At 56.6% G+C, this 12,374-nt stretch carries 13 protein-coding genes; 8 read left to right on the top strand and 5 right to left on the bottom strand.

What is annotated here, in order from left to right; genetic code table 11:
* Positions 1–38 precede the first annotated feature (38 nt).
* The 5 genes from gutM to srlA all read right to left on the bottom strand — a co-directional run bounded on the left by gutM (position 39) and on the right by srlA (position 3,193).
* Positions 39–398, bottom strand: coding sequence for a transcriptional regulator GutM (gene gutM / locus L3068_RS17910; protein WP_047343687.1), 360 nt, complete (start codon positions 396–398; stop codon positions 39–41).
* A 106-nt stretch (positions 399–504) separates the two neighbouring features.
* Positions 505–1,284, bottom strand: a complete 780-nt coding sequence (gene srlD / locus L3068_RS17905; RefSeq protein ID WP_014884988.1) for a sorbitol-6-phosphate dehydrogenase — start codon at positions 1,282–1,284, stop codon at positions 505–507.
* Between the two features lie 14 nt (positions 1,285–1,298).
* The gene (gene srlB, locus L3068_RS17900; protein ID WP_047343686.1) at positions 1,299–1,661 is read right to left on the bottom strand and encodes a PTS glucitol/sorbitol transporter subunit IIA; all 363 of its coding nucleotides are present in this window, start codon (positions 1,659–1,661) and stop codon (positions 1,299–1,301) included.
* Between the two features lie 12 nt (positions 1,662–1,673).
* Positions 1,674–2,633, bottom strand: a complete 960-nt coding sequence (gene srlE, locus L3068_RS17895) for a PTS glucitol/sorbitol transporter subunit IIB (protein WP_047343685.1) — start codon at positions 2,631–2,633, stop codon at positions 1,674–1,676.
* Positions 2,630–3,193, bottom strand: a complete 564-nt coding sequence (gene srlA / locus L3068_RS17890) for a PTS glucitol/sorbitol transporter subunit IIC (RefSeq protein ID WP_023331154.1) — start codon at positions 3,191–3,193, stop codon at positions 2,630–2,632. Before srlA ends, srlE begins: the two co-directional genes overlap by 4 nt.
* A gap of 252 nt (positions 3,194–3,445) precedes the next feature.
* On the opposite strand from srlA, the gene mltB reads away from it, so the two are divergent.
* The 8 genes from mltB to alaS all read left to right on the top strand — a co-directional run bounded on the left by mltB (position 3,446) and on the right by alaS (position 12,319).
* A complete protein-coding gene (gene mltB / locus L3068_RS17885) occupies positions 3,446–4,546 on the top strand; it encodes a lytic murein transglycosylase B (RefSeq protein ID WP_181969309.1) in 1,101 nt (366 codons plus the stop codon).
* A gap of 265 nt (positions 4,547–4,811) precedes the next feature.
* Positions 4,812–5,465 carry a metal ABC transporter ATP-binding protein gene (locus tag L3068_RS17880; protein WP_117580974.1) on the top strand — a complete coding sequence of 218 codons (654 nt, stop codon included), beginning with the start codon at positions 4,812–4,814 and terminating at the stop codon, positions 5,463–5,465.
* Entirely contained in the window at positions 5,462–6,322 is an 861-nt protein-coding gene (locus L3068_RS17875) for a metal ABC transporter permease (RefSeq protein WP_014884981.1), read from the top strand. The genes L3068_RS17880 and L3068_RS17875 overlap by 4 nt, the downstream gene beginning before the upstream one ends.
* 14 nt (positions 6,323–6,336) lie before the next feature.
* Positions 6,337–7,215, top strand: coding sequence for a metal ABC transporter substrate-binding protein (locus L3068_RS17870; RefSeq protein WP_117580972.1), 879 nt, complete (start codon positions 6,337–6,339; stop codon positions 7,213–7,215).
* A gap of 130 nt (positions 7,216–7,345) precedes the next feature.
* Positions 7,346–7,843, top strand: coding sequence for a nicotinamide-nucleotide amidase (gene pncC, locus L3068_RS17865; protein WP_023331148.1), 498 nt, complete (start codon positions 7,346–7,348; stop codon positions 7,841–7,843).
* A gap of 89 nt (positions 7,844–7,932) precedes the next feature.
* Entirely contained in the window at positions 7,933–8,991 is a 1,059-nt protein-coding gene (gene recA / locus L3068_RS17860; protein ID WP_014884978.1) for a recombinase RecA, read from the top strand.
* Positions 8,992–9,059: 68 nt separating this feature from the next.
* Positions 9,060–9,560 (top strand): recombination regulator RecX, encoded by a 501-nt coding sequence (gene recX, locus L3068_RS17855; RefSeq protein WP_014884977.1) that lies wholly within the window; start codon positions 9,060–9,062, stop codon positions 9,558–9,560.
* 131 nt (positions 9,561–9,691) lie between these two features.
* On the top strand, positions 9,692–12,319 hold the full coding sequence (alaS, locus tag L3068_RS17850; protein ID WP_023331147.1) for an alanine--tRNA ligase: 2,628 nt from the start codon (positions 9,692–9,694) through the stop codon (positions 12,317–12,319).
* Positions 12,320–12,374: the final 55 nt, after the last annotated feature.

Raw genomic sequence — 12,374 nt, 5'->3', positions numbered from 1 at the left:
AATGATAATTTCGCAAGTCTATAGCTTTCACAACGAAATTATCCATGTTTCAGATTAAGCGCTAATGATAGTGCATTCTGACAGCCTGAATCATGGGGAAAGATCACATCAGGCCGTAATTCCTGCAGTGAAATGCCGTTGATTGCCTGGATTTTAGTCGGACGAGCAAACACCGTCATGCCACGCATGATCAGGGAATCGCATACGCGATCGTGTTCATCCAATACAACGGCGACCACCACGCACGGTTTAAAGCGTCCGCCGGAACGTCCGACGCCCACGCGACCTTTCTGACACAGGGCATCAAACGCGCGGTTGAACTGATGGATCTGCCAGCCGCCAAACGCCATCTGGCAGATCCAGGCGAGGGCGGCGACGGTGATGAGTGCGGTGACCATATTGACTCCTTTAATTGCCGGGTGGCGGCTGCGCCTTACCCGGCCTACGGTTTGAAGGTTTTTGTAGGCCCGGTAAGCGTTAGCGCCACCGGGCAAAACCGCTCGATCAGAACATCACCTGCCCGCCGGTGACGTTAATCGACTGCCCGGTGCAGTACGACGCTTTCGGGCTGGCGTAAAACAGCAGCATGTTCAGCACGTCCTGATAATCGCACCCGCGCTTCAGCGGCACTTTGTCGATGTAGTACTGCTCAACGTCCTCAGCCTTGATGCCGAGCTTGGTGGCGTACTGCGGCAGCAGGGACTGGAACATTGGCGATTTCAGCAGGTTGCCCAGCATCAACGAGTGAACGGTAATGCCGTATTCGGCCAGATCCAGCGCCAGAGACTGCGTCAGCCCCACGCCGCCAAACTTGGCCGCGCTGTAGCCGGAGTTGTGCTTGCTGCCCACTTTCCCGGATTTCGAGTTGATCTGAATAATGCGCCCCTGAATACCGTCGCGGATCATCAGGCGGGAAAACTCGCGGGCGCAGAGGAAATAACCCACCAGATTGACCTGCAGCGAGCGGTCAAAATCCCCCAGTTCGAAATCGCTGATAAACGCCGCTTTCGCAATTCCCGCGCTGTAGACCAGCAGGTCGGTACGTCCAAAAATCTCGTCCACGCCGCGGGCGAGCGCCATTACGCTTTGCTCGCTGGTGGCGTCGGCACCAAACCCGTACGCCATCCCTTCACCAAATTCGGTGTTGATGGTGTCCGCCACGCGGGCGGCTTTTTCACTCTGAATATCCACGACCGCCACGCGGTAGCCTTCTGCGGCAAGCCCACGGCAAAGGAACTCACCTAAGGTTTGTCCTCCACCAATGACAACGGCAACCTGACTCATGTGTTTCTCCTTAATTACGCAACAAATTTTAACGTGCAGCCTGGGGTGACAGCCTGCGGAACCGGGCCCGCTACGTGAACCGTACCGGGATACTCCGCCAGCGGCTGTCCGTCAAAACGCAGGGTGATATGGCCCAGTTCGCGCAGGTTTTGCTCGGCGACATCGCCGACGGCGGTTACCGCATAGCGCGTCTCGCCCAGCTCCAGCTGGCTTCCTGCTTTCAGCTCGCCGTTAAGCTCGCCGTGGCAGTGAATAAAGCAAAACTCTTCGATATCCGCCGGGGCACCTTCGCGGAAAGTAATCAGCATCTGGTCGCTGAGCGCATCCGCTGCGCTCTGGCCGATGCGGGTAATGGTGGTCTGATAAATCACGGTCATCGCAGGAACCTCTTATTGATAGATAAAGCCGGAGACAAACCAGGCAATCAGCACCGTCGGCGCGCCCGTCAGGAAGCGGCTGACCAATACGGACGGCACGCCTACGCGCACGGTGTCCTGGCGCGCTTCGGCCAGTGACAGTCCGACGGGGATGAAGTCGCACGCGGCCTGGGCGTTAATGGCAAACAGGGCGGGCAGGGCGAGGTGTGGCGGAATATTGCCGAGGCCAATCTGCACGCCAATCAGTACGCCGATGACCTGAGCGATCACCGCGCCCGGGCCGAGGAACGGCGACAGCAGCGGGAAGGAGCAGATCAGGGCCAGCGTCACCAGCCCGAGCGGGTGGCTGGCGAGCGGGGCGAGGCCGTGGGCAATCCAGTCGCCCAGGCCGGACGCCATGATGATGCCGATCAGCGCCGAGACGAACGCCATAAACGGCAGAATGGTTTTCAGTACCGTGTCGATGGTGTCGCGCCCGGACTGGAACAGCACCGCCACGGCGGAGCCCATCCCCATCCCGACCTTCGCCAGCAGGCCGTCGCTCTGCTCGGTGATTTTCTTGCTGGTATCGTAATCTCGCGGGGCCACTTTTTGCGGCGCGGGACTGCCATTCACCAGAGTGATGTTGTCCTCTTTCACGCCCGACACATAGATGTCTTCAAGGATGTACTGTGCCAGCGGGCCGGATTTGCCGGTGGAGTGGATATTCACCGTCGGAATACGCCGCTTCGGATAGATGCCGCAGCGCAGCGTGCCGCCGCAGTCGATCACCGCCACGCCGATTTCCGCTTCCGGCGGCTCACCCTCTTTAAAGCCATCGACGGCTTCCCAGCCGGTCAGCTCACGCAGCTTATCGATGATCGCCGGGCGCGTGCCTGCGGTGATGTAAACGATCTTTTTGCCTTCGGTGGCGTCGAACTCCAGCGGGCCGCCCCAGCCACCCGTGCCTTTCTCAATGCGGATCCGGTTCATGCTGTGGCTCCTGAAAGATGGACTTTTTGTTCAAGCTGGATACCCATTTTTTTCTCGAAAATGGCGGTGGTGAGGTCTGTGACCCAGCCGCGGAAGAAGTTGGTCACCAGGCCAACCAGCAGGTAACTGACCGCCAGCGGGCCGAGCGGCAGACCAAGGGTGGTAAGGCCGCTGGCGATACCGAGGTAAACAAACAGCTCTCCGGGGTTGATGTGCGGGAACAGGCCGTTCATCGAATGGCAGCTGTAGGAGGCGGCGGCGTAATAACTCGGCTTGTACTTTTCTGGCATAAAGCGGCCGAGGCTTAAGGTCATCGGGTTGCAGAACACGAAGGTGCCGATGAACGGCAAAATCAGGTAGCGGGACAGCGGGTTCCCGGCGCAGCGCTGAGCGAAGCGTTCAATGCGATGCTGGCCGATAAAGTTAATCAGCGCGTTCATGATCACCAGCAGGCTGATCAGCAGGGGCAGGATCCCGGTCACCATGCCGGTGAACACTTCTCCGCCTTTCTGAAACAGCCCGATGAACCACTCGGCGCCGTGGGTGATGGTTTCTATCATTGTTCTCTCCTGTGGGGCTTTTTTGTTTTGTATTGCTGGGGCTAATAATAATCACTTTGAAAGGTTTTAAAGTGTTAGTTAGATCTCACAATGAAAGAAAAATGGATTATTTTGAAAGTTAATTGATGTGGTGAATGATTTCCGGTGGAAAAAAGCACGGATTTGCGTTGGGGAGGTGCGTACCGCTTCCTTGAGGTGTTACGGATGCTTTACCATACTGGGTTCTTATCGAACCCGTTAAATGGATGTCTCATGTTCAAGCGTCGTTATGCAGCGCTGTTGCCAGCGCTTATTCTGCTGTCTGCCTGCAGTAGCAAACCTAAGACCGAAGCTGTTCAGCAAACGGCTGGCGCCCCTTCCGGAGGGTTCCTGCTGGAGCCGCAGCACAATATGATGCAGATGGGTGGCGACTTCGCGAATAACCCGGCGGCCGAGCAGTTCATTGATAAAATGGTGAGCAAACACGGCTTTGACCGCCAGCAGCTGCACGAAATTTTGTCCCAGGCAAAGCGTCTGGACTACGTGCTGCGCCTGATGGACAGACAGGCACCGACGGCACAGGTCCCTACCGGGCCAAACGGCGCATGGTTGCGCTATCGCAAACAGTTTATTACCCCGGACAACGTGCAAAACGGCGTGGTGTTCTGGAATCAGTATGAAGATGCCCTTAATCGCGCGTGGCAGGTATACGGCGTGCCGCCGGAGATCATCGTCGGGATTATCGGCGTGGAAACCCGCTGGGGCCGCGTAATGGGCAAAACCCGCATCCTCGATGCGCTGGCGACGCTCTCCTTTAACTACCCGCGCCGCGCGGAGTATTTCTCTTCCGAGCTGGAAACCTTCCTGCTGATGGCGCGCAACGAGCAGGACGACCCGCTCGATCTGAAAGGTTCGTTTGCCGGTGCGATGGGCTACGGCCAGTTTATGCCATCCTCCTATAAACAATATGCCGTCGACTTCAATGGCGATGGTCATATCAACCTGTGGGATCCGGTGGATGCCATCGGCAGCGTGGCAAACTACTTCAAAGCGCACGGCTGGACGCCTGGTGGACAGGTAGCCGTGCAGGCGAACGGCGAGGCATTTGGTCTGGAAAACGGCTTTAAAACCAAATACAGCGTCGCGCAGCTGACGGCGGCAGGCTTAACGCCAACGCAGCCGCTGGGCAATGTTGACCAGGTAAGCCTGCTGCGTCTGGACGTGGGAACCGGTTATCAGTACTGGTACGGCATGCCGAACTTCTACACCATCACCCGCTATAACCACAGCACTCATTATGCCATGGCCGTGTGGCAGCTGGGGCTGGCGGTCTCGCAGGCCCGCGTGCCGGCGGCGCCACCGTTTAGTCAGTAAGTCGCTCTGACGGGTAGGCCTGATGCCCTCACCCTGACCCTCTCCCACGGGAGAGGGTCGTTTTACAGAAACATTTCGCCACACTCCCTTTTCAAACCCGCCATTTACATCTCAATCACCTTTCATTATTGTTATGTTATAACATTTAACGTGGTATCGAGATGTCAACGTCCCTTTTCTCTCTGTCTGCTCCGGTTCGGCTTTTACTGGCGCTGGTGCTTATTGTTCTTATCGGGCTGGCCGTGCGCTGGGCGGTGGCACTGCCATGATCCTGATGAACGAACTGGTCGCGGGCTATGACCGCCAGCCTGTAACGCGGCCCCTCTCAGGCACGATCGAGCGCGGCAGTATGACGGCTATCGTCGGCGCCAATGGCTGCGGAAAATCCACGCTGCTGAAGACGCTCGCCGGGTTTATTCCTCCCGTGGGCGGCAGCTTTCGCTGGCAGGGTAAGCGCCCGGTGATTGGCTGGCTGGCACAGCGCCACGCACTCGAGGCGCAATTTCCGCTCACCGTTCAGGACGTGGTGAGTATGGGCTGCTGGCCGGGCATATCGCTCTTATCCGGGTTTCGTCGGGAAACGCGGTTACGCATTGCCAGCGCGCTGGAGCGGGTCGGGCTGGCGTCGATGGCGCTTTCCACCATTGATGAACTCTCCGGTGGGCAGTTTCAGCGCATGTTATTTGCCCGCGTTTTAGTGCAGCAGGCACCGCTTGTGTTGCTCGATGAGCCTTTCACCGGCGTCGACGAAGCGACCTGCAACGTGCTGATGGATCTGATGCTGGAGATGTATATGCAGGGCCAGACTCTGCTTGCGGTATTGCATGACAGCGAGCGTGTGGCACGCCACTTCCCGCAGACATTAATACTGGATGCTGACATTCCTCACTGGAAAACCGAGCGGGTGAGGGTGGCATGATTTGGCATCTCTTTTTCCAGCCGTTTATTGAGTACGGCTTTATGCGTCGTGCGCTGGTGGTCTGCCTGGCCCTTTCTGTCAGTACCACCGCACTCGGCGTATTCCTCCAGCTGCGCCGGATGAGCCTGATGGGTGATGCCCTTTCTCACGCCATTTTACCCGGTGTCGCCGTAGGGTATTTGCTCAGCGGTATGTCGCTGCTGGCGATGAGTATCGGTGGTTTTATTGCCGGTATTACCGTGGCGCTGGTGGCCGGCCTGGTGAGCCGACGCACGCCGCTTAAAGAGGATGCCAGCTTTGCCGGATTTTACCTTGGCTCACTGGCACTGGGCGTCACGCTGGTGTCGCTGCGCGGGTCGAATGTCGATCTGCTGCATCTGCTGTTTGGTTCCATTCTTGCGGTGGACAACGATGCGGCGCTGTTTGTCACGGGCGTTTGCATGTTCACCCTGATAACGCTGGCGATTTTCTATCGTGGGCTGGTGACCGAAGCCTTTGATACCGCCTGGTTGCAGGTCAATGCCCGCGGGTTGCCCGGCCTGCTCCACGGACTGTTTCTGGCGCTGCTGGTGCTTAACCTGGTGGCCGGTTTTCAGGTGCTCGGCACGCTGATGGCCGTCGGGCTGATGATGCTCCCGGCGGTGGCGGCACGCTGCTGGGTGCGCACATTGCCAGGTTTGCTTTTGATGGCCGGCATCAGCGGAATTTTCTGCGCGTGGCTGGGCTTAAGTTTGTCCTGGGCAATCAGTCTGCCCGCCGGACCGTCCATTGTGCTGACCGCCAGCGCGTTGTTCTTTATTTCTGTTTTATTTGGCACGCGAAGCAGGCTGGCTGGCAGTCTGCGCGCGCTTTTTTAAGGCAAGGGGAAACGATGAAACTTACAGGAGTAGTGATGGCGCTTGCGCTGGGTATGCTGTCGAACGGCGTGATGGCGAAAACGCTGAATGTGGTGACCAGCTTTTCGATACTGGGAGATATTACGCAGGAAGTGGGCGGCGACCATGTGAACGTGACGACGCTGGTCGGGCCGGACGGCGATCCGCATACCTTCGAACCGTCACCTAAAGACAGCGCGGCGCTGAGCAAGGCTGACGTGGTGGTGGTCAACGGTCTGGGGCTGGAAGGGTGGCTCGACCGTCTGGTGAAAGCCTCCGGTTTCAAAGGGCAGCTGGTTGTGGCCTCAACCGGGGTAAAAACGCACACGCTCGAGGAAGATGGAAAGACCGTGACCGACCCGCATGCCTGGAATAGCGCGGCGAACGGTGCGCTGTATGCACAAAATATTCTGAACGGGCTGGTGAAAGCAGATCCAGAGGATAAAGCGGCACTGGAGGCTTCAGGCCAGCCGTATATCGCGCAACTGACGCAACTGGACGGCTGGGCCAAAACCCGCTTTAGCCAGATCCCACAGGAAAAACGTAACGTGCTGACCAGCCATGACGCATTCGGCTATTTTAGCCGCGCGTATGGCGTCACCTTCATGGCACCGCAAGGGCTCTCTTCAGAGAGCGAGGCCAGCGCAGCGCAGGTCGCTGAGATTATCAATCAGATCAAAGCCGATGGCGTGAAAACCTGGTTTATGGAAAACCAGCTCGATCCGCGTCTGGTGAAGCAAATTGCGACGGCGACAGGCGCGCAGCCGGGAGGCGAACTTTACCCGGAAGCCCTGTCGGCAAAAGGTGGGGTTGCTGATACCTACGTTAAGGCATTTCGCCACAACGTGAACACCCTCGCTGACAGTATGAAATAACCTCCCCCATAGCCGGTGCGCCCGCATCGGCTTTTTTCTGAAGCCCCCTCGTAAAACCCGAAGCGCATCCCCATATTTGACGAGAAAGTGCTATCTTGTGCTGCACGTTTTTCTGAAGCCTGGAGCGAGAATGACTGACCATGAATTGATGCAGCTTAGCGAGATAGTCGGACTGGCGCTTAAGCAACGCGGGGCGACCCTTACCACCGCGGAATCCTGCACCGGCGGCTGGGTGGCGAAAGCGATTACCGATATTGCCGGCAGTTCCGCCTGGTTTGAACGCGGCTTTGTGACCTACAGTAACGAAGCTAAAGCACAGATGATTGGCGTGCGTGAATCTACGCTGGAACAGCACGGCGCGGTCAGCGAGCCGGTGGTGATCGAGATGGCCATTGGCGCGCTAAAAGAGGCGCGGGCAGATTACGCGATTTCAATCAGCGGCATCGCGGGCCCGGACGGCGGCAGTGACGTGAAGCCCGTAGGCACCGTCTGGTTTGGTTTTGCGACCTCAAAAGGTGAAGGGATCACTCGCCGGGAGTGCTTTAGCGGCGACCGTGAAAGCGTGCGTCGTCAGGCAACGGAATATGCGTTAAAAACGCTCTGGCAACAATTTCTACAAAACACTTGATACTGTATGACTATACAGTATAATTGCACCAACAGAACAGAAATCCACGGTGAAGCACAGTCGCTTCTCCCGGCATGACAGGAGTAATAATGGCTATCGACGAAAACAAACAGAAAGCGTTGGCGGCAGCACTGGGCCAGATCGAAAAGCAATTCGGTAAAGGCTCCATCATGCGCCTGGGTGAAGACCGTACCATGGATGTTGAAACGATCTCCACCGGTTCGCTTTCTCTGGACATCGCGCTGGGCGCGGGCGGTCTGCCAATGGGCCGTATCGTAGAGATCTACGGGCCAGAGTCCTCCGGTAAAACCACCCTGACGCTGCAGGTGATTGCTGCGGCACAGCGCGAAGGTAAAACCTGTGCGTTTATCGATGCCGAGCACGCGCTGGATCCTGTTTATGCGCGTAAACTGGGCGTGGACATCGACAACCTGCTGTGTTCTCAGCCGGACACCGGTGAGCAGGCGCTGGAAATTTGTGACGCGCTGGCGCGCTCTGGTGCTGTTGACGTTATCGTGGTCGACTCCGTTGCTGCACTGACGCCAAAAGCGGAAATCGAAGGTGAAATCGGCGACTCTCACATGGGCCTCGCGGCACGTATGATGAGCCAGGCGATGCGTAAGCTGGCAGGTAACCTGAAGCAGTCCAACACGCTGCTGATCTTCATCAACCAGATCCGTATGAAAATTGGTGTGATGTTCGGTAACCCGGAAACCACAACCGGTGGTAACGCACTGAAATTCTACGCCTCTGTCCGTCTGGATATCCGCCGTATCGGCGCGGTGAAAGAGGGTGAAAACGTCGTTGGTAGCGAAACGCGCGTGAAGGTTGTGAAGAACAAAATCGCCGCACCGTTCAAGCAGGCTGAATTCCAGATCCTCTACGGCGAAGGGATTAACTTCTTCGGTGAGCTGGTTGACCTGGGCGTGAAAGAGAAGCTGATTGAAAAAGCGGGCGCCTGGTATAGCTATAACGGTGACAAAATTGGTCAGGGTAAAGCGAATGCGATTTCCTGGCTGAAAGAGAACCCGGCTGCGGCGAAAGAGATTGAGAAGAAGGTGCGTGAGCTTCTGCTGAGCAACCAGGACTCTAAACCTGATTTCGTGGTGGATGCTGCGGATGCTGAAGAAACCAACGAAGACTTTTAAGTCTCTCGTGTAAAGATGAAGGGCTGCTGATGCGGCCCTTTTTGCATTTCTGAATCTGCAGGTTTTATATGAGTGAACCGACCACACGCCGACCCGCCTACTCGCGCTTGCTGGACCGTGCCGTACGTATACTTGCCGTGCGTGACCACAGCGAACAGGAGCTAAGACGAAAACTGTCAGCGCCTGTCATGAGCAAAAACGGGCCGGAAGAGATTGATGCCACTGCCGAAGATTATGACCGCGTGGTTGCCTGGTGCTATGAACATCATTACCTCGATGACGAACGCTTTGCCGCCCGCTTTCTCGCCAGCCGCGGACGTAAAGGCTACGGTCCTGCACGCATCCGTCAGGAACTGAATCAGAAAGGGGTAGCCCGGGAATCGATTGAAAAAGCGATGCGTGAATGCGACACAGACTGGTGTGAACTGGCGAAAGAGCAGGCGATTCGAAAGTACGGCGAACCGCTGCCGCGTGATTTTTCAGATAAAGTCAAAATCCAGCGCTTTTTGCTCTACCGCGGCTTTCTGATGGAAGATATTCAGGATATCTGGCGCAATTTTGTGGATTGAACGCATGCGGGATTTTACTTCCCACCAAAGAAAACTTATCTTATTCCCACTTTTTCCAGTAGCTGGTCTGTCCAACGGTTTATCGATACAGGCTGGCTGCGACATTTCGTTAGCTTGATTTCAGGATAATTATGAGCAAGAGCACCGCTGAGATCCGTCAGGCGTTTCTCGATTTTTTCCATAGTAAGGGACACCAGGTTGTTGCCAGCAGCTCCCTGGTACCGAACAACGACCCGACTTTACTGTTTACCAACGCCGGGATGAACCAGTTCAAGGATGTGTTCCTTGGTCTCGACAAGCGTAATTATTCCCGCGCCACAACCTCACAGCGTTGCGTGCGTGCGGGCGGTAAACACAACGACCTGGAAAACGTCGGTTACACCGCGCGTCACCACACGTTCTTCGAAATGCTGGGTAACTTCAGCTTCGGCGACTATTTCAAACACGATGCCATTCAATATGCGTGGGAACTGCTGACCGGTGAAAACTGGTTCAACCTGCCGAAAGAGCGTCTGTGGGTTACCGTCTATGAAACCGATGACGAAGCCTACGAAATCTGGGAAAAAGAGGTCGGTATCCCGCGCGAGCGCATTATTCGCATCGGTGATAACAAAGGCGCGCCATACGCGTCTGACAACTTCTGGCAGATGGGTGATACCGGTCCTTGCGGTCCGTGCACCGAGATCTTCTACGATCACGGCGACCACATCTGGGGTGGACCTCCTGGCAGCCCGGAAGAAGACGGCGATCGCTATATTGAGATCTGGAACATCGTCTTCATGCAGTTCAACCGTCAGGCAGACGGTACCATGGAGCCGCTGCCGAAACCGTCCGTTGATACCGGTATGGGCCTGGAGCGTATTGCCGCCGTGCTGCAACACGTTAACTCCAACTACGAAATTGACCTGTTCAGCACCCTGATCAAAGCCGTTGCGGAAGTGACCGGTGCGACCGATCTGAACAACAAATCGCTGCGCGTGATTGCAGACCACATTCGTTCCTGTGCGTTCCTGATTGCCGACGGCGTAATCCCGTCGAATGAAAACCGTGGCTACGTGCTTCGTCGTATCATTCGTCGTGCGATCCGTCATGGCAACATGCTGGGCGCGAAGGACACCTTCTTCTACAAACTCGTTGGGCCACTTATTGGCGTGATGGGTGCAGCCGGTGACGAGCTGAAACGCCAGCAGGCGCAGGTCGAGCAGGTTCTGAAAACCGAAGAAGAGCAGTTTGCCCGTACGCTGGAGCGCGGTCTGGCGCTGCTGGATGAAGAACTGGCAAAACTGAAGGGCGACACGCTGGATGGCGAAACCGCTTTCCGCCTGTACGACACCTACGGCTTCCCGGTTGACCTGACGGCGGACGTTTGCCGTGAGCGTAACATCAAAGTTGACGAAGCGGGCTTCGAAGCCGCGATGGAAGAACAGCGTCGTCGTGCGCGTGAATCCAGCGGTTTCGGCGCAGACTACAACGCGATGATCCGCGTTGATAGCGCGTCTGAATTCAAAGGCTACGACGCACTGGAACTGACCGGTAAAGTGACCGCCCTGTTTGTTGACGGAAAAGCCGTAGACAGCATCAGTGCAGGTCAGGATGCGGTTGTCATTCTGGACAAAACGCCGTTCTACGCAGAGTCCGGCGGCCAGGTTGGCGATAAGGGCGAACTGAAAGGCAATGGTTTCAGCTTCAGCGTAAGCGACACCCAGAAATTCGGTCAGGCGATTGGTCACCAGGGCAAACTGGTTTCCGGTTCGCTGAAAGTGGGCGAGGGCGTGCAGGCGAATGTTGATGAAGCACGCCGTGCGCGTATTCGTCTGAACCACTCTGCAACCCACCTGATGCACGCTGCCCTGCGCGACGTGCTGGGCACCCATGTTGCACAGAAAGGTTCTCTGGTTAATGACAAAGTACTGCGTTTCGACTTCTCGCACTTTGAAGCGATGAAACCGTCGGAAATCCGTGCGGTGGAGGATCTGGTGAACGCTCAGATCCGTCGTAACCTGCCGATCGAGACCCATATCATGGACCTCGAGGACGCGAAGAAAAAAGGTGCGATGGCGCTGTTTGGTGAGAAATATGACGAACGTGTTCGCGTACTGAGCATGGGCGACTTCTCGACCGAACTGTGCGGTGGTACTCACGCATCGCGCACCGGTGACATCGGCCTGTTCCGCATCGTTTCCGAGTCGGGTACGGCGGCTGGCGTGCGTCGTATTGAAGCGGTAACCGGTGAAGGCGCAATTGCCAGCCTGCATGCGCAGAGCGATCAGCTGCACGACATCGCGCAGCTGCTGAAAGGCGATAGCCAGAATCTGGGCGAGAAAGTGCGTGTTGCGCTGGAGCGAACCCGTCAGCTGGAAAAAGAGCTCCAGCAGCTGAAAGAACAGGCTGCGGCGCAGGAGAGTGCAAACCTCTCCAGCAAAGCGGTAGACATTAAGGGCGTCAAACTGCTGGTCAGCGATCTGGCGGGAGTTGAGCCTAAGATGCTGCGTACTATGGTCGACGATCTCAAGAACCAGCTTGGTTCTACCGTTATCGTGCTGGCGACAGTGGCAGAAGGTAAGGTTTCTCTGATTGCGGGCGTCTCTAAGGATGTGACCGACCGCGTAAAAGCAGGGGAACTGATTGGTATGGTCGCCCAGCAGGTGGGTGGCAAGGGAGGCGGTCGTCCGGACATGGCGCAAGCCGGTGGTACGGATGCGGCGGCACTTCCGCAAGCTTTGGCCAGCGTAGAAAGCTGGGTGAGCGCGAAACTGTAATAACTACAAAGCACAATCAGACGCCATAGCGGCAACGTTATGGCGTCTTGTTCAC

The sequence above is a fragment of the Enterobacter cloacae complex sp. ECL414 genome, from assembly GCF_021869685.1.
In the GTDB taxonomy this organism is placed as follows: Bacteria; Pseudomonadota; Gammaproteobacteria; order Enterobacterales; family Enterobacteriaceae; genus Enterobacter; species Enterobacter kobei.
This window is presented reverse-complemented; position numbering and strand designations above follow the sequence as displayed.